Source organism: Sphingopyxis alaskensis RB2256 (assembly GCF_000013985.1).
In the GTDB taxonomy this organism is placed as follows: domain Bacteria; phylum Pseudomonadota; class Alphaproteobacteria; order Sphingomonadales; family Sphingomonadaceae; genus Sphingopyxis; species Sphingopyxis alaskensis.
In genome coordinates this window covers 2,391,618-2,409,270 of the sequence record NC_008048.1, presented here as the reverse complement: position 1 = coordinate 2,409,270, position 17,653 = coordinate 2,391,618, and the positions used below count along the sequence as shown (strand labels likewise).

General features: G+C 67.5%; 14 protein-coding genes. 8 read left to right on the top strand and 6 right to left on the bottom strand.

Features of this window, described 5'->3' with window-relative positions; genetic code table 11:
• The first annotated feature begins 92 nt into the window (after positions 1 to 92).
• Positions 93 to 770 carry a dienelactone hydrolase family protein gene (locus SALA_RS11630; RefSeq protein ID WP_041383291.1) on the top strand — a complete coding sequence of 226 codons (678 nt, stop codon included), beginning with the start codon at positions 93 to 95 and terminating at the stop codon, positions 768 to 770.
• Positions 771 to 810: 40 nt separating this feature from the next.
• Here SALA_RS11630 and SALA_RS11625 read toward each other — a convergent pair whose 3' ends face one another.
• Positions 811 to 2,355 carry a S1C family serine protease gene (locus SALA_RS11625; RefSeq protein ID WP_011542569.1) on the bottom strand — a complete coding sequence of 515 codons (1,545 nt, stop codon included), beginning with the start codon at positions 2,353 to 2,355 and terminating at the stop codon, positions 811 to 813.
• A 100-nt stretch (positions 2,356 to 2,455) separates the two neighbouring features.
• Here SALA_RS11625 and SALA_RS11620 point away from each other — a divergent pair, with 100 nt between their 5' ends.
• The 3 genes from SALA_RS11620 to SALA_RS11610 are packed head-to-tail and all read left to right on the top strand — an operon-like array spanning position 2,456 to position 4,718.
• Positions 2,456 to 2,926, top strand: coding sequence for a DUF1203 domain-containing protein (locus SALA_RS11620; protein WP_049754750.1), 471 nt, complete (start codon positions 2,456 to 2,458; stop codon positions 2,924 to 2,926).
• The gene (ada, locus tag SALA_RS11615; RefSeq protein ID WP_011542567.1) at positions 2,923 to 3,960 is read left to right on the top strand and encodes a bifunctional DNA-binding transcriptional regulator/O6-methylguanine-DNA methyltransferase Ada; all 1,038 of its coding nucleotides are present in this window, start codon (positions 2,923 to 2,925) and stop codon (positions 3,958 to 3,960) included. The genes SALA_RS11620 and ada overlap by 4 nt, the downstream gene beginning before the upstream one ends.
• Positions 3,957 to 4,718: an isocitrate lyase/PEP mutase family protein gene (locus SALA_RS11610; protein ID WP_011542566.1), complete on the top strand. Its 762-nt coding sequence runs from the start codon at positions 3,957 to 3,959 to the stop codon at positions 4,716 to 4,718. The genes ada and SALA_RS11610 overlap by 4 nt, the downstream gene beginning before the upstream one ends.
• Here SALA_RS11610 and SALA_RS11605 read toward each other — a convergent pair.
• The 5 genes from SALA_RS11605 to SALA_RS11585 form a co-directional block, all read right to left on the bottom strand.
• Complete coding sequence (locus SALA_RS11605) at positions 4,712 to 6,256, bottom strand: tetratricopeptide repeat protein (protein ID WP_011542565.1); 1,545 nt, start codon at positions 6,254 to 6,256, stop codon at positions 4,712 to 4,714. The two genes, SALA_RS11610 and SALA_RS11605, sit on opposite strands and share 7 nt — an antisense overlap.
• A 73-nt stretch (positions 6,257 to 6,329) precedes the next feature.
• Entirely contained in the window at positions 6,330 to 8,498 is a 2,169-nt protein-coding gene (locus SALA_RS11600) for a primosomal protein N' (RefSeq protein WP_011542564.1), read from the bottom strand.
• 365 nt (positions 8,499 to 8,863) lie between these two features.
• Entirely contained in the window at positions 8,864 to 10,237 is a 1,374-nt protein-coding gene (locus SALA_RS11595) for a glutamate--cysteine ligase (protein WP_041384077.1), read from the bottom strand.
• A gap of 48 nt (positions 10,238 to 10,285) precedes the next feature.
• The gene (locus SALA_RS11590; RefSeq protein ID WP_041383290.1) at positions 10,286 to 12,196 is read right to left on the bottom strand and encodes a proprotein convertase P-domain-containing protein; all 1,911 of its coding nucleotides are present in this window, start codon (positions 12,194 to 12,196) and stop codon (positions 10,286 to 10,288) included.
• Between the two features lie 167 nt (positions 12,197 to 12,363).
• Positions 12,364 to 13,113: a 16S rRNA (uracil(1498)-N(3))-methyltransferase gene (locus SALA_RS11585; RefSeq protein ID WP_011542560.1), complete on the bottom strand. Its 750-nt coding sequence runs from the start codon at positions 13,111 to 13,113 to the stop codon at positions 12,364 to 12,366.
• Positions 13,114 to 13,316: 203 nt separating this feature from the next.
• Between SALA_RS11585 and SALA_RS11580 the strand changes: the two genes are divergently transcribed.
• Genes SALA_RS11580 through ubiA form a run of 4 tightly spaced genes read left to right on the top strand, consistent with a single transcriptional unit; the run spans position 13,317 to position 17,506 of the window.
• A complete protein-coding gene (locus SALA_RS11580) occupies positions 13,317 to 15,317 on the top strand; it encodes a pilus assembly protein TadG-related protein (RefSeq protein WP_011542559.1) in 2,001 nt (666 codons plus the stop codon).
• Positions 15,314 to 15,895 (top strand): TadE/TadG family type IV pilus assembly protein, encoded by a 582-nt coding sequence (locus tag SALA_RS11575; protein WP_011542558.1) that lies wholly within the window; start codon positions 15,314 to 15,316, stop codon positions 15,893 to 15,895. Before SALA_RS11580 ends, SALA_RS11575 begins: the two co-directional genes overlap by 4 nt.
• Positions 15,892 to 16,551, top strand: coding sequence for a TadE/TadG family type IV pilus assembly protein (locus tag SALA_RS11570; protein WP_011542557.1), 660 nt, complete (start codon positions 15,892 to 15,894; stop codon positions 16,549 to 16,551). The genes SALA_RS11575 and SALA_RS11570 overlap by 4 nt, the downstream gene beginning before the upstream one ends.
• A 46-nt stretch (positions 16,552 to 16,597) precedes the next feature.
• On the top strand, positions 16,598 to 17,506 hold the full coding sequence (gene ubiA, locus SALA_RS11565) for a 4-hydroxybenzoate octaprenyltransferase (RefSeq protein WP_011542556.1): 909 nt from the start codon (positions 16,598 to 16,600) through the stop codon (positions 17,504 to 17,506).
• The last annotated feature ends 147 nt before the right edge of the window (positions 17,507 to 17,653 follow it).

Genomic DNA, 17,653 nt, shown 5'->3' with positions numbered 1-17,653 from the left:
GGCCGCCCTTCCTTCAAGGATTGAAAGAAAGAAGACCGCTGCTTCGACAACCCCGGATCGAGTCCGGGGACGAACCGATGAGAGGGAAATCCATGGGTGAGATGATCCGGATGACGATGGACGATGGCGCCGCCGTCGCTGTCTATCACGCGCAGCCCGTGGGAGAGCGCCGCGGCGGGCTGGTGCTGGTGCAGGAAATCTTCGGCGTCACCGACCATATCCGCGAGCTTTGCGACGAATATGCCGCCGACGGTTACGAGGCGCTCGCCCCCGCGCTCTTCGACCGCGAACATCCGGGGTTCGAAAGCGATTATTCGGGCCCGCAGTTCGAGCGCGCGGTGCAGCTGGCGCGCGAGCTGCACCCATTCGAGCAGAGTTTGAAGGATGCCCAGACGTGCATCGACGCATTGAAAGGCAAAGGGCCGGTGTTCATCACCGGCTATTGCTATGGCGGGTCGGTCGCGTGGCGGATGGCGCAGATCAGCCCCGACCTTGCGGCGGCATCCGCCTATTATGGCAGCCTCGTGCCGACGATGTTCAGCGACGAGCCGCCGCGCTGCGCGACCATCGCCCATTTCGGCCGTTTCGACGGCGGCATCCCGATGGAAGGCGTCGAGGCGCTGATCGCGAAGAACCACCCGACCGCGCAAATCTTTGTCTATGAGGCGGGGCACGGGTTCAACAGCGACCGGCGCAAGGATTATCACGAACCGAGCGCGGATCTGGCGCGCGAACGCACGCTGATGCTGTTCAGGGCATGCGGCGGGTAGTGGCGGCTGCGTCTTTCAAGGCGTCGCGGGCGACAGGACGTCATTCACCCGCCAACGCACCCTCCACCGCCGCACCCGATGCGCGCTGGCAGCGATAGACGAGGCGTTCGTTGGGCACGGGGGGCAGCGCGCCGCGGATCGCATCCTGCTGGGCGGCGAGGTTCGCCAGCGCCTCGGGATCGGCGGTGCAGCCCTTGATCGGGCTGGCAGCGCGGATGTCGCGCGCACGCGCCATGGTGGCGGCATCGAGCAGATAGCGTTCGACGCGATATTCGCGTCCCGCGGCGTCGATCGACGCGACGGTGACCGTTGCTTCCTCGTTCGGCACCAGGATGCGTTGCCAGCGGTCGTCGGCCCCCCTTGTATATTGGGTGCGGCCGTTGACGCAGCCGCCGACGCCGATGCGGATCGGCACGTCGGTCGTGGATGACACGGTGATGCGGCTCCGGTCGGGACGGATCGTGCAAAGCAGGCTGCCCTCGGCGAGTTGAGGCGCGTCGGCGGCGGAGGATTTCTTCGCTTCCCCGGCGACTTCGGCATATGCGTCGGGGCGCGTCGCGAACAGGATCGCAGCGGCGAGGATCAGCGCCGCCCCGACGCCGCCTGCAATTTTGGCGTTGCGCATATTCTTCTGCCCATAGAACATCAGCCCGGCACCGGCGGCGAGCGCGCCGATGACGAACAGCACGCCCGCGAGCGCGATGCGGTTTTCGCGCGCTTCCAGCGCCTCTTCCGCGGCGCGCGCCGCTCTGAGTTCGCGGTCGAGTTTGGCGGCGGCATTTTTCGCCGCATCGGCCTCGGCATCGGCGCGCGCCTCGGCCTCGATCGCCGCGCGTTCGCGCGCGTCGGCCTCGGCCATCGACAGGCAGGTCGTGCCGACGCTGCCATATTGCTGCCCCGCATCGGCGAGAAATCGCGTGAGTTCGCGCCCGGCGATGGCAAAGGCAAAGGGCGAATCGCCGTCGTCGGCCCGCGTGATCGCGGTGTTGATCCCGACGATGCGCCCGCACTGGTCGACGAGCGGCCCGCCCGAATTGCCGCGCGAGATTTTCGCGGTGTGGATCAGCATCGCCACGCCATCGACCGTCTGCATGTTCGAAAAATTGCCCTCGCTGCGCGTCGGCGTGCGGGGGGTGATATAATCGTTGGCGCTGCGCGCGGTCGCAAGGTCGACATTGCCCGGATAGCCGAGCGCGACGACATCGGCGCCTGCATCGAGCGGCCCGGTATAGATGGCGGCGGCGGGCAGGCGCCCCTCGGTAATCTCGACGAGCGCGAGGTCGCGCGCCGTGTCGATCGCGATCAGTCTGCCCGCGAAGCTCTTCTGCCCCTCCGACGGCACGACGCCCAGCGCGACATTGCCCGGATAGCGCGCCGCCGATTCGACGACATGCGCGTTGGTGACGATGCGCGTCGGCGAAATGGCGATACCGCTGCCATGGCCGAAACCGACCACCTCTCCTTCAACCATCGCGACAGTGACGACGCGCACGACGCTGCGCGACGCGGCGCTGATGTCGTCGGCGGCGCGCGCGGGGAGCGCGAGGGGGAGAAGGGCGAGCAGCAGCGCGAGGAAGCGGGTCATGGCGCGGCAGACTAGTCGAGCGAGTTTTGAACGCAAGCATCGGGACGCGCCTGGTCCGCCGCGCTGGCATCAACGGCGCAACGAACGAAAGGATGATATGATGACCTACAAGATCAGCGGGCTCTCCCCCGACCTCTTTGTCCCCCTGTTCGCGATGGACGATGCCGAACTGGCGGCCAACAAGGCGCGGCGGATCACCGCGACCGCCGATCGCGGCTGGCCGTGCCGGATCAGTCTGGAGGATGCAAAGGCGGGCGAAGAGCTGATCCTGCTTCACCATGTCAGCCACGATGTCGAAACCCCGTTCCGCAGCGCCTATGCCATCTATGTGCGCCAGGGCGTCGAAACGGCGACCTTTTGCGACGCGCTGCCCCCGGCGTTCGCCGGGCGGACGATGGCCTTTCGCGGGTTCGGCGACGACGGCATGTTGGTTGCGGCCAAGCTGGTTCCTGGCGAAGATGGCGACGCTGCAATCCGTTCCCTGTTCGCCGACCCTGCGATTGCCTATATCCACGCACAATATGCGACGAACGGCTGTTTCGCCGCGCGGATCGAAAGGGACGAGCCATGAGCCGCCACCTGCTGATGACCGACGACGAATGCTGGCGGGCGGTTCAGGCGCGTGACAAGGCGTTCGACGGGCGTTTCGTCACCGGCGTGCTGACGACCGGCATCTATTGCCGGCCGAGCTGCGCCGCGCGGCATCCGCGGCGCGAGAATGTGCGCTTTTTTGCCGATGGCGCCGCGGCGCGCAGGGCGGGCTTGCGTCCGTGCAAGCGCTGCCTGCCCGACGATGTCGCGCGCGACGAAAGCGCGGTGATCAAGGCGATCGCCGCGATCAAGCAGAGCGAGGAACCGCTCGCGCTCGCCGACCTCGCCGCGCGCACCGGCTATTCGCCGACGCATTTCCAGCGCGTCTTTACCCGCCACACCGGCCTGTCGCCCGCCGCTTACGCCCGCGCGCTTCGCGACGAACGCGCGCGGCGGGCGCTGAGCGAGGGGGCGCGGGTGACCGACGCGATTTACGACGCGGGCTTTTCGGGGCCGTCGCGTTTTTATGACAATATGGAGGGACGCATGGGGATGACGGCATCGGCCTGGGTGAACGGCGGCAGGGGCGTGACGATCCATTGGGCGGTCGTGCCGACCAGCCTTGGCGACATGCTGGTCGCGGCAACCGACAAGGGCGTGTGCCGACTGAGCTTTGCCGAGGGGCGCGAGGCGCTCGAGGAACGCTTCCCCGCCGCAACGCTGGTCGAGGGCGGCGAAGATTTCGCCGCGCTTCTGTCGCAGGTAGTTGCCGCGGTCGAGGCGCCGACGCACGGTTTCGACCATATCCCGATCGACGTGAAAGGGACTGCGTTTCAGGAGGCGGTGTGGCGTGAATTGCGCAGGATCCCGGCGGGCGAGACGCGCAGCTATGCCGACATCGCCGCCGCGGTCGGCAAGCCCAAGGCGGTGCGTGCGGCGGGAAGCGCGAACGGTGCGAACAATGTCGCGGTGCTCATCCCGTGCCACCGCGTGGTGCGCAGCGACGGCTCGCTCGGCGGCTATGCCTATGGCCTGCCGATCAAGGAAGAATTGCTCAAAAGGGAAGTGAAATGACCGACGACAAAATTGCCCGTTTCCGTGCGCTGCACGTCCCCGGCGACCCGCTGATTCTCGTCAACATCTGGGATGCGGGGAGCGCGAAGGCGGTTGCCGCGGCGGGTGCGAAGGCGATCGCGACGGGCAGCTTCGGCGTCGCGGGCGCGCAGGGACGCGCCGACGGCGAGGATTTCCCGCTCGAAGACGTGTTCGAAAATCTGGATCGCATCCTGTCGGTCACCGACCTGCCGGTCACGATCGACATGGAATCGGGCTATGGCGCCGATCCGGCGGCGGTTGGCGCCTCGGTCGGCCGCGCCAGGCACGCGGGCGCGGCGGGGATCAACATGGAGGACCGGCTGCCCGGCCGGTCCGACCTCCTGCCCGTCGCCGAAGCGGTCGCGCGCTACCGCGCCGCCGCCGACACCGGCATTTTCGTCAACGCACGCTGCGACACGTTTCGCGGGCAGGACGTCGCGAAGGACGGCGATGCGCTCGTCGCCGCGACGCTCGAACGCGCGCGCGCCTATGCTGATGCGGGCGCGGGGTCGCTGTTCGTGCCCTTCCTGCTCGACCCCAAATGCATCGGCGCGATCTGCGACGCCTCGCCGCTGCCGGTGAACATATTGCGCGGCAAGGGCGGCCCGACGCACAGGGAACTCGCCGACCTCGGCGTCGCGCGGATCAGCCACGGACACCAGCCCTGGGCCGCCGCGATGGCGTGGCTGGGCGCGCAGGCGGCACAGGTTCTGGGCGGCGGCGAACCCGATTATTGATCGGCGTCGGCGGGTGCGACCGGGGCGGCGGCGCCTTTTCCGGTGCCGCCACTCCTTTCGCGCATTGATTCGATCTGTGCCAGAATCCTCTCGCCCTGTCCGTCGTCGTGCGGGTCGAACGCAACGACCTTCGCCAGCCGGGTCGCGCGATCGAGGTCCCCGTCGTGCGCGAGGGCAAGCGCATAGGCGATGCGCGCGTCGGCGCTTTCGGGACCGAGCGCAAATGCGCGCTCCAGCCCGGTGACCGCAATCTTCGGCGGCGTGATGCCCTGCCGTAAAAAGCTGTCATAATAGGCGTAGAGCGGGACAGGGTCGTCGGGATCGGTGTTGTTGGCAAGGATGATCGGCTGACGTGCCGCCACCCAGTCCGCGTTGGAAACCGTGTCGCGATGGCCAAGGTCGTGGATCATCATTTCGCCCAATAATATATTGGCGCGAACGTGCTTCGGCTCGATCGCCAGCGCCTTGTCGACCGCGGCCCGCGCTGCCGCGGCGTCGCGCTTCTCGTCTCCCAGATCCCATTCGGCGCGTGCCAGTTCGTACCAGATGCCGGCGCTGTCGCCATATTCGGCGGTGAGTTTCCGCAGCTCGTCACGCACCTCGGCCAGCCGTTCACCGCCTCGCGCGCTTCGCCGCTCGAGGCGCCATTGCAGCAGCGCATCCTCGGCATTGGGGAGCACCGTCACCGTGACCGTTCCGGGGACGGGGATGGGCTCCGCCGATGTCATGAAGGTCAGTGGGCGTCCAAGATAGCGCTGAAGGTCGCGATCGAGCGCGACGAGGTCGCCGAAGGCCGCGACCGCCGCTTTCTCTCCGTCTTCGCCGCGATTGATCGCGTCGATATAGGCGGTCAGCTGACCGGCGCGATCGGGATGGTAATAAAGCATGTGCGTGAGCAGCCATGCACGGCCGTAGTAAACGTCCATCTGGCCCGACGACCGCATTTCGCGCGGTTTTTTCAGCAACAGATCCGCCACCGGAATGCGGGGCATGTTGATCAGCCCGTGCGCCCGGAAATAGGCGGGACGACCCACCTGATACTGACCCTTGCCGGTGAAATCGGCGGTCGAGTAGAATTCGGCGAAACCCTCGATGAACCAGGCGGGAAAGGCCGCAGCGAAATAGCGCTTCATGAAATGATGCGTATATTCGTGAAACAGCGTCTGCTGCGCCGCCGATGTGCCCTTGAACTCGATTACCTCGCGATGCGAGACCGCAAAGCTGCCGTCGAGGTCGGCGCTGTAGAATCCCGCGATCGACGATCCGGACTCGCCGGTCGCGAGCCGCCCCGCGTCGGCGGCGCGGGGCACCAGATAGATGGTCAGCCGATTGGGCTCCTTCCCGCCCGGAATCCGGAGCCGGACGCGCAAGGTTGCGTCGAAACGCTGCAGCTTTTCGGCAAAGCTGCGCAGCGACCGCTCGCTGCTTTCGCTATAGATGATGAAATTGTCGGTGTCGGCGCGCAGCCACTTGGCCTCTGCACCCGTCGTCGTCATCGCTGCAATCAGCGCCATGACGGCGATCGTGGCTTTCCGCATCTTCGGTTCCCCCGGCCCTGATGGTCCCCACCAAGCTTTTGACGCCGCTCCGGAGCGATGTAAATAGCGGCGTTCAAACGAAACTATAGGGATCGACGTCGATCGCGAGCCGCGCCTTTGCGGGCCAGTCGATGCTGTCCACCCACGCGCGGATCGTCCCTTGCAGGTCAAAGCTGCGCGGGGCGTGGAGGAGCAGGCGGAAGCGGTGGCGGCCGCGCAGCATTGCGAGGGGGGCCGGGGCGGGGCCATAGACGGCGAGGCCGTCGGCGACGGGCGCCTTTGCCCCCAATCGCTGCGCGACGCCGCGCGCGACCTCGATGTCCTCCGACGAAATGACCAGCGCTGCGAAGCGGCCATAGGGCGGCGCGCCCGCCGCGCGCCGCGCCGCGGCCTCGGCGGCGTAGAAGCCGTCGCGGTCGCCCGCGACGAGCGCGGCCATCACCGGCGCGTCGGGCACCCGCGTCTGGATCAGCACCTCGCCGGGCTTGACCCCGCGCCCGGCGCGCCCCGCGACCTGCGCGATCTGCTGGAAGGTGCGTTCCGACGCACGCAGGTCGCCGCCGTCGAGGCCGAGGTCGGCATCGACGACGCCCACGAGCGTGAGGTTCGGGAAATGATAGCCCTTGGTGACGAGCTGGGTGCCGATGATGATGTCGACCAGCCCCTGCTCGACATTGGCCACGAACTCGGCGGCCCTGGCGGGCGACCAGAGCGTGTCGGAGGTGACGATGGCGGTGCGCGCCTCCGGGAAACGCAGCGCGACTTCGTCGGCGACGCGCTCGACGCCGGGGCCACAGGCGACGAGGCTGTCCTCGTCCTCGCATTCGGGGCAGAGGCGCGGCGGCGGCATGACATGGCCGCAATGATGGCAGGCGAGGCGGTGGACGAGCCGGTGCTCGACCATCCACGCGGTGCAATTGGGGCACTGGATGCGGTGGCCGCAGGTACGGCAGAGCGTCAGCGGCGCAAAGCCGCGGCGATTGAGGAACAGCAGGCTCTGCTCGCCCTTTTCGAGCCGGTCGGCGAGTGCGTCGACGAGCGGCGGCGCCAGCCAGCGGCCGCGGTCGGGTGGATCCTGCCGCATGTCGATCGCGGCGAGATCGGGCAGCGTGGCGCCGCCGAAACGCGCGGGCAGCTGGATATGGCGATAGCGCCCGGCCTCGACCTGTGCGAGGCTTTCGAGCGCCGGGGTGGCGCTCGCGAGGATCACCGGCAGGCCCTCGAAATACCCGCGCATCACCGCGACGTCGCGCGCGTGATAATGGACGCCATCCTCCTGCTTGAAGCTCGTCTCATGCGCCTCGTCGACGACGATGACGCCGAGCCGCGCATAGGGCAGGAACAGCGCCGAGCGCGCCCCGACGACGATCCGTGCCTCGCCGCTGGCAATCGCATGCCAGGCGCGGCGGCGCTCGGTGGAGCGCAGGCCCGAATGCCACGCGACCGGTTCACAACCGAAACGCGCGGCAAAGCGCGTCAACATCGGTTCGGTGAGCGCGATTTCGGGGAGCAGCACCAGCGCCTGCCGCCCCGCGTCCACCGCGGCAGCGATCGCCTCCATATAAACTTCGGTCTTGCCCGATCCGGTGACGCCGTCGAGCAGCAATGTTTCGAACCTCGCGGCGGCAACCGCTGCGCGCAACTGCGCCGCCGCCGCCGTCTGTTCCGCCGACAGGTCCGGCGGCGCAAAGGCGGGATCGGGTTCGGGACAGGGCTGGTCGGCCGAAGCGCTCACCGCTTCGAGTGCGCCGACATGGACGAGGCCGCGGATCACCGCCTCGCTGACGTCGGCGAGCTTCGCCAGCTCGCGCACCGTCCCCTGGCGCGCGCCGATCTTCCCCAGCGCGACTGTCCGCTGCGGCGTCATCCGCGCGGGCAGTTCGCCCGTCGCGCGATATTCGACGATCGGGCGCCGCGCATCGGCGAAGGCGACGCCGGGCAACAACATGCGCAGCACCGAGCCGGGGGGGCTTAGATAATAGTCGCTCGTCCATTCGACGAGGCGGCGGAGCGGCGCGGCGATCGGCGGGACGGGGACGATTTCGTAAAGGTTGCGAAGCCGGTTGTCGCCGACGGGGTCGGGCGCGCCGAAGCTTTCATCCTCCCACACCACGCCGCCAATCCGTCGCGGGCCGAGCGGCGCGATGACGACGCTGCCGAGGGGCGCTTCGCTGCCCTGCGGCACGCGATAGTCGAGCGGGCCGAGTGCGGCGGTGAGCAAGAGGACGCGGGCGCGGGTCATGGGTCGGGCAAGGATATAGGCGCGCGGGGAAAATAGGAAAGCACCGAGGGCGGCGATGGCGGCTAACGGTCGATTCTGCTGGAAAGGACCGCATTTGGCAGAAGCGGAGGGAGCGCGACGGCGCGTGCGAGTGCGGTTGCGCGCGCTTCAAGCCACGGCGGGTTGCGGCGTGGGGATGATCTTGGCCATCTTTCGGAGCTTCTGGGCTGCGTCAGCCCCCGCGCAACCGCGCGGCTTGAGCGCGCAAGCACCGTAATCGAGCTTGCTGGCGCGGTCGTGATGGAAGCGGTCGGCAGAAGGACGGTCGCGCTTCGGGGAAGCGCTGCGACGGGCGCGTCGCCGGATACCCATCGACCGCCCGATCGTCAGAAGCTCAGCTCGTCGTAGATTCGGGAGAGGTCGTGGCCCCACGCATCCTCGTAGCGGTCGAGCAGGTCGTGCGCGGGGGATCTGCCGCTTTTCGCGATGCGGCGCAGCGGTTCGAGGAAACCGACTTCATTGTCGCCCATCGAATTGACCTCGCCGCGCGCGGCGAGGCCCGCGGCGGCGATGTCGAGCACGCGGTGCGCCAATTGCCCCACCGTGCCGCCGCCGGGCGCGGGCGCGTCGAGCCCTTCGCGCGGCACTGCGTCGCGCAGCGCCTGTTGCTCGGCGATGCTCCACCCCTTGACGAGATCCCAGGCGGCGTCGAGTGCGTCCTGGTCGTAGAGGAGGCCGACCCACAGCGCCGGAAGCGCGCAGATGCGGTTCCACGGGCCGCCGTCGGCGCCGCGCATTTCGAGGAAGCTTTTGAGCCGCACTTCGGGAAAGGCGGTCGAGAGATGGTCGGTCCAGTCGGACAGGCGCGGCAGTTCGCCGGGGAGCGCCGGCAGCTCGCCCTTCAGAAAGTCGCGGAAGCTCTGGCCGGCGGCGTCGATATATTGGCCGTCGCGGAAGACGAAATACATCGGCACGTCGAGCATATAGTCGACATAGCGGTCGTAGCCGAAACCATCCTCGAAGACGAAGGGCAGCATTCCGGTGCGCGCGGGGTCGGTGTCGGTCCAGATATGGCTGCGGTACGACAGATAGCCGTTGGGCCGACCCTCGGTGAAGGGCGACGAGGCGAAGAGCGCGGTCGCGAGCGGCTGGAGCGCGAGCGACACGCGGAACTTCTGCACCATGTCGGCTTCGCTCGCATAGTCGAGGTTGGTCTGGATTGTGCAGGTGCGCAGCATCATGTCGAGGCCGAGGCTGCCGACGCGCGGCATATGATCGAGCATGATCCGGTAGCGCCCCTTGGGCATGATCGGCAGCTCGTCGCGCCTCTTGTCGGGCCACATGCCGAGCCCAAGGAAGCCGAGCCCGAGTTCGGCGCCGACTTCCTTCACCTGCTTCAGATGGCGGCCGGTTTCGGCGCAGGTCTGGTGCAGATTTTCGAGCGGGGCGCCCGAGAGTTCGAGTTGCCCCGCGGGTTCGAGGCTGACGGTGCCGTCGCTGCCCGCCAGCGCGATGACCTTGCCGCCCTCGATCACCGGCTCCCAGCCGAAGCGGGTGAGCGCCATCAGGAGGTCGTGGATGCCGCCGGGTTCGTCATAGGAGGGCGCGCGGTGATCGCTCACACGGTAGACGAACTTTTCATGCTCGGTGCCGATGCGCCAGCGCTCCTTGGGCTTTTCGCCGTCGGCCATGGGGGCCGCAAGCTGGTCGCGATGTTCGATGACGGGATCGTGGCGGTCCGAAGCGGTGCGCGTGCTCATTTCGCGCATTTAGACTATCCGGTATAGAATGCAATCGGGGCCGTGCGATCAGTCGATCGTGACGGTGAAAGCGATCGCCATCGCGCCGCCGGGGGCGAGTGTGGCTGTGCTCGCGGCGATCGCGCTGCCCGCGAACGAGGCGCCGAAAGGGTCGCTTTCGTCGCCGCCGCTGGCGTTGTCGTCCTCGACCGTCGTCGCGGCGGCGCAGCTCGTGCCGCTGCGCAGCGAGCCGGGAACGAAGGTCGTGCGCGCGGGCAGCGCGTCGGCGATATTGATCGCGGTCGCGGTGCCGCTGCCATTGTTGGTGACGAGAATGCAGTAACGCATCGTCGCGCCGGGAATCGCCTTTGGATTGGTGGCGCCGCCCACCGGATCGCTGACGATGCTGCTCGTCTTGGCGACCGTGAGATTGGCGGTCGGACGGCAGAAGATGATGTCGTGGAGCGCCATGCCCTGCTGCCCCGGATTGGCGGGGGCAAGGGCGTGGCTGCCATAGTCGATGACGATCGTGTCGACCGGCGCGGCGAAGGTGACGGTGATATTGCCGTTGCCGCTGGCGTCGGTCGACAGCACGTCGCCATAGGCGCTGTTGCCGATGACATAATTGGCGGTGCCGTTAGTGAGGATGGGCGTCACGGGCGCGCCATTATAGCTGCCCGTGACGGTGACACGGTCGGCGAACTGGCCCGCGGCATAATCGACGTCAAAGAGGCGGAACTGCGCGCCGGGCACCGCGGTCGGCAGGCTGATCGTCGTGGCGACGCTGCCCGCCTGGCTGGTGAAATCGACGAGCTGGAAGATCGAGTATTGCGCCGGGGACAGCCCGCCGGTGACGATATTCTGCCGCGTCGGCGACTGGCCGCCATAGGTGGCGTTGCTGAGGAAGACGCCGCCGCTGACCGCGATGCCGATGCTGGCGGTACCGATCGCGGTGAGCGGCGGGCTGGCGCTCGTCGTGCCCGCGTTCCAGGCGATCGTGTCCCAGTCGAGCGCCGTCGTGCCGACCGGGCAGACGAGCGTGGGCGGCGTGCCCGCGACGCGCGTGCCCGACACGGTGAAACTGGCGCTGTCGCCATCGTCCTCGCCCGCCGCGCCATTGCCGGGGGTCGAATCGGGGTCGAAGGCGGAGGAGGCGGCGATTTCGGCGCTGTTGGTCACGCTCGCGCCCGCGCTCGCGGCGACGGTGCCGCTGATCGTCAGGGTGCGTGTCACGCCCGGCGGCACGCTGCCGACGGTCCAGACGCCGGTGGTGCTGTTGTAACTGCCGAAACCCGACGCGCCGGTGAAGGCGAAGCCCGCGGGGAGCGTGTCCTGCACCGTCACGCCCGTCGCGGTCAGCGTCGATGCGCCGGCATTGGTGACGCTCAGCACATAATTGATGATCGCGCCCGATGCCGGGGCGGCATTGCTCACCGTCTTGGCGAGCGACAGGTCGGCATAGGGCGAAAGCGGCACGGTGGTGAGCGTGAGGTCGGCGCGGGTGAACGTGCCGGCATCGCCGTTCAGCGAATCGCAGATGGAAAGCTGCCACGTCCCGCCCGACGCCTGGCCGTTGAATGCGGCAAGCGAGCCTTGTGGGGCGAAGGTCCGCTGATAGGGCGGGGCGGTTGCGGTCGAATCATTTGCGTTGTGCGTGGTGATGCTCGCCGCCGCACCGTCGTCGAACAGGACATTGAGATTGTCCGCCGAGGCGCCGACATTGGTGATGAGGTCGACCACGGTGCCCGCGGGCGAGGTCAGCGTCGCGCGAATGTCGCCGCGGTACGTGTGCGCGAACTGGACGCCGATGTTGACGTCGCTGACCTGGGCATTTGCTGCGACGGTGAAGCTGCGCAGCATCGGCGCGGAGCATGGCGTCGCGCTTTCGCTGATCGTGCCGGTGGTGGTTGTGCTGTAGCTGGTGGTCGTCTGTGCGGTGACGGGATTGCTGGCAAACGTCAACGCCAGCCAGACGAGCATGATACAGGCTCGCACAGACTGCAAACACTGGCCCCCACGCCAGCGGTATCGGCTCTGGTCCCGCCGTTGCATGGCGTCGCTATGGCCGCAGGATGGCTAATATCGGGTTAAGGCAAGGAGTCTGGAGCCATTTTCGTGCGAGGGCGGGACAGTCTGGCCACGTCCGCCTATGCTTCGTCCGTCCAGTCGCCGTGCTGCGCCATCCACAGGGAGGTGGCCGCGATGGCGGCGGTTTCGGCGCGGAGGATGCGGGGGCCAAGGGCGAGGCGGTGGACCGCGGGATGCGCGGCCAGCAGCGCGCGCTCGCGGTCGGTGAAGCCGCCTTCGGGGCCGGTGAGGATCGCGGCGGGGGCGGGAGCGGCGAGGCGCGCCATCGGCACGCCGCCCGCTTCGTCGGCGAAGAGCAGCGCGCGCTCCGCCGGCCAGGCCTTCAGCAGCTGCGGCAGCTTGACGGGCTCGGCAAGCGCGGGGAGCGCGGTGCGGCCGCATTGTTCGCACGCCTCGATGATCTGCGCCTCCAGCCGCTCGCGCCTGACGCGCTCGACGATCGTGCGTTCGGTCATCACGGGCTGGAGGCGGCGGACGCCGAGCTCGGTCGCCTTTTCGATGATCCAGTCGAGCCGCGCCTTTTTCACCGGCGCGAAGCAGAGCCAGAGGTCGGGCACCGCCTCGATGTCGCGCATGTGGCGTTCGATGCGCAGCGTAACCGAGCGTTTGGCGGCGTCGGCGACGACCGCAAGCCATTCCCCGCTGCGGTTGTCGAAGAGCAGCACCGGATCGCCCGCCTTCAGCCGCATGACGCCGAGCAGATAATGGGCCGCGGCGCCGTCGATCACGGGCGCACTGCCGGCGCCGAGCGGCTGGTCGATGAACAGGCGGGGCGTGCTGGCGGGCGGCCAGGCGGGAGTCGCGGGCATGGCGGGCGCGATAGCAGAGCGCGATCATGTGTGCATCTTTTGCCGCGACGCGCGGCGATCTGTCCCGATCCGGGTCAAAAGCCCGGATTCTGGGGGGTTGGCGCGCCGCTGATTAGCATTTTGGTAAGCAGTCACCCCCTAGGTGCGAGTTTACCAGCGGCACATCGGTTGGGGAGTGTCGCGGGCCGAAGAGGGGTTAGACCATGCGAGGGACCTGGATCAGCCGGCTGTGCGCCGGCACCAAATCGCTCATAAGCGACCAGCGCGGCAACGCCTTCATGCTGACCGCCGCGGCGATCATCCCGGTGATCGGCTTTGTCGGTTCGGCGGTCGACATCGGCCGCGCCTATATGACGCAATTGCGTTTGCAGCAGGCCTGCGATGCCGGCGTGCTCGCCGGGCGCCGCGCGATGGGCGGCGCCAGCTATGACGAAGCGGCGCAGGCCGAAGCGAACAAGATGTTCAACTTCAACTTCCCCGAAGCCAAATATGGCGCGACGGGCATTCTCTTTTCGTCGCGTGCGCTCAATGCCTCCGACGTCGAGGGACAGGCCTCGGCGGTGCTGCCGACCGAGCTGATGTTCATGTTCGGCAAGGAGGAGTTCCGCCTGTCGGCCGATTGCACCGCAAAGCTCGAAATCTCGAACGTCGATGTCATGCTGGTGCTCGACGTCACCGGGTCGATGGCGCAGACCAACGCGGGCGACTCGGTCAACCGCATCACCGCGCTCAAAGACGCGACGATGGACTTTTTCGACACGCTGACCAACGCCGATGTCGGCGACGGGCGGCTGCGCTTTGGCGTCGTGCCCTATAGTTCGACCGCGAATGTCGGCCAGATTCTTCTCGCGAAAAATCCGGCGTGGTTGGCCGATACGGTCACGCTGCCGTCGCGGACGCCCATTTTCCGCGAAGTTTATACCGAGACGGGAACCGAGACGAGCGACGACTATACCGACAGTCCGACGACCTATTCGTCAAACTGGACCAATGACGGCACCGTACCGGCAAGCAACAGCGCGGCCTGCGCGGCGCTGACGCCGCCGGCAAACACCACGCCGTCTCCGAGCGGATCGCCGGACTATAACCAGACGGGCCAATATGTCGACGGCGACACGCGCGTCACGACCTATGACACCGTTCAAACCTACACCTTCCGTACCTATCGTTACGTCTGGTCCAGCAACCGGTGCCGCAGGCAGTATCGCAACGGCAATTTCACGCGCACCTATACCACGACGGTCACCGAAACGAAGACCGACGTTTTCGACAATAAATACACCTATGAGGACCGCGTTTTCGACGTCAGCGGGGTGAAGAGCGGTTCGGCGATCGTCACCGACACCGGCGATTCGGGAGTCAGCATCAGCCATAACTGGGGCGGGTGCCTGATCGAACGGGCAACGACCCCGTTCGACGCCGACGACACCGCGCCGTCGGACGCGCTAGACATGGATATCGACCTGGTGCCCGACGCCGATGCCGATACGCAATGGCGGATCCTGATCCCCGAGATCGCCTTTCCGCGCGCGCGCCACCCCCAATATGCGCCGTCCAGCAGCGATCCGATGACGGTCAACGTGTTCAACAGCGATGGCACCCGGAACATCACGTCGGACACGAGTTCAAACGGTCGCTGGCAGCGTTATTCCAAATATTGGGGCAGTGGCTGGGGCGTCTGCCCGGCGGCAGCGATGAAGCTGACGACGATGACGGCCAGCGACCGCGCAACCTTCAACACCTATGTCCAGTCGCTGCAACCGCTGGGCGGCACCTATCACGACGCCGGCATGGTCTGGGGCGCGCGGCTGTTGTCGCCGACCGGGCTGTTCGCCGACGAAAATGCGACGGCGCCGAACGATCGCCCGATCAGCCGCCATATCGTCTTCATGACCGACGGCGCCATGGCGCCGAACATGGGTAATCTGACCTTCCAGGGCTATGAGTTTCTGATGCACCGCGTCGGCGGGACGAGCGACAGCGATCTGCGCGACCGCCACAATAACCGCTTCACGCAATTGTGCCGGGCGGCGCGGCAGCGCGGGATCACCATCTGGGTCGTGTCCTTCGGGGTCGGCAGCAACGACAGCCTGAACAACTGCGCGTCGTCGGGCCAGGCGTTCGAGGCCGACAATGCCGCCGAACTCAACGAACAGTTCCAGGCGATCGCGCGGCAGATTTCCAAGCTGAGGCTGGCGCAATGAGCCGCGCGCACGCGCCCTTGCGCCGTCTGGTCCGCCGCCTGCGGACGAGCGAGCGCGGCACCGCCTTCATCGAATTCGCCTTTACCGCGCCGGTGTTTCTGCTCGTCCTGCTCGGCATCTTCGATTATTGCTGGCAGATGTACGCGCAGCAGGTGTTGCAGGGGGTGGTGGCCAAGGCCGGCCGCGATGCGACGCTTGAGGGCTTCGCCGCCGACCAGAGCGCGCTCGACGCGCGGGTCGAGGCGCAGGTGCAAAAGGTGTTCGCGAGCGCCACCGTGACCTTCAATCGCCGTGTTTTTGACGATTACAGCGATATCAGGCCGCTGCGCTGGGTCGATTCGAACGGCAATGGCATCCAGGACCCATCGCCCGATGATTGCTGGGAAGACGGCGGCCGCCAGGGCAATGGCGGCGCCGACGACGTCGTCCAATATACGGTGTCGATGCGCTTCGACCGCGTGCTGCCCGTGTGGCGAATGCTGGGGCAGCCGCAACATACGACGCTGAGTTCGACGACGTTGCTGCGCAACCAGCCCTTTGCCGCGGGCGGCGAGGTCGAGCCGGAGATATGCGGATGACCGGCCCGATCGCTTTCGTCCGCCGGTTGCGCGGCGCCGCGCGGCGGCTGACCCAAAGCACGCGCGCCGCGGTGATGCTCGAAATGGCGTTCGCCATTCCCTTCCTGATCCTCGTCGGCTTTGGCGGGCTGGAGATCGCCAATCTGACGCTGGCGCACACGCGCGTCAGCCAGCTGGGGCTCAACACCGCGGACAACGCCGCGCGTATCGCCGCCGGCAGCAACCTGACCCAGCCGGAAATCCGCGAGGTCGACATCAACGAGGTGTTCGCCGGCGCCGCGCGGCAGGTGGCGGGGATGGGATTCGAGAACAATGGCCGCATCATCCTGTCCAGCCTCCAGCGCAACAACGACGGCGGGCAGACGATCAAATGGCAGCGCTGTTTCGGCAATCTGGAGGTCGCCTCGGCCTATGGCGTCGAGGGCACCGGCGCGACGGGGACCGATTTTCCCGGCATGGGGCCGGCGGGCCGCGAAGTGACGGCGGCGGCGGGCACCGCGATCATGTTCGTCGAAGTCACCTATGAATATCAGCCGCTGCTGTTCGGCGCCTGGCTGGGGCCGCAGACCATCCGGTCGACCGCCGCCTATAATATCCGCGAGGCGCGCGACCTGTCGGGCGTCAAAGCACCGGGCACGCCCGCCGCCTGCGATTGATCGGCCATTTATTCGCGGGCGCGCGCCTGCTATCGCGCGCGAAACGATGACCGCCACCCATCCTCCCGACAGCCAGCTTCGCGGCCTCGTCGCATGGCTTCCCGCCGCGGCGCGGCCCTATGCACTGCTCGCGCGTTTCGACCGGCCGATCGGCTGGTGGCTGCTGTACTGGCCGTGCGCGTTCGGCGTCGCGCTCGGCGGCGGCGCGGTCAGCCACTGGCCGCTGTTGCTGTGGTTCCTGCTTGGCGCGATTGCGATGCGCGGGGCGGGGTGCGTCTATAACGACATCGTCGACCGCGATTTCGACGCGAAGGTCGCGCGCACTGCATCGCGGCCGGTGGCGAGCGGGGCGGTGTCGGTGCGGAATGCCCTTTTGTGGGCGGTGCTGCTCTCGCTCGTCGGGCTGCTCGTACTCGTCCAGCTGCCGCGCCCGGCGCAGATCGTCGCATTGGCGAGCCTGATCCTCGTCGCCGCCTACCCCTTCATGAAGCGGATCACCTGGTGGCCGCAGGCGTGGCTGGGGCTGGTGTTCAGCTGGGGCGCGCTCGTCGCCTGGGTCGCGGTGGGCGGGGTGCAGGGAATGGCGCTGCCTTTGCTTTATGCCGGCTGCATCGCCTGGGTGATCGGCTATGATACCATCTATGCGCTTCAGGACATCGAGGACGACATGCTCGTCGGCGTCAAATCGAGCGCGCGCGCGATGGGCGGGCAGGTGAAGGCCGGGGTCGCGCTCTGCTATGCTGCGGCGCTTGGGCTCTGGGGCGGCGCGCTGTGGACGGTGCGCCCCGACCCGCTGGTGCTCGTCGCGCTGATTCCGGCGGCGTTGCAACTGACGGGACAGGTTGTGACGCTCGACGTTGCCAAGGGCGAGGATGCGCTGGCAAAGTTCCGCAGCAACCGCTTCGCCGGATTGCTGGTGTTTGCGGCGATGCTGGTGGTGGGGACGGCGCCCTGATTCGCTCCTCCCTGTGGCGAAGCCATGGGGAGGTAGCGCACGAAGTGCTGACGGAGGGGCCGTGGCGCGACGTTGCCGCCCCTCCACCACCGCTTCACGGCCGGTCCCGCTGGCGCTGCGCGCCGTCTGCGACTCCCCCATGGCCTT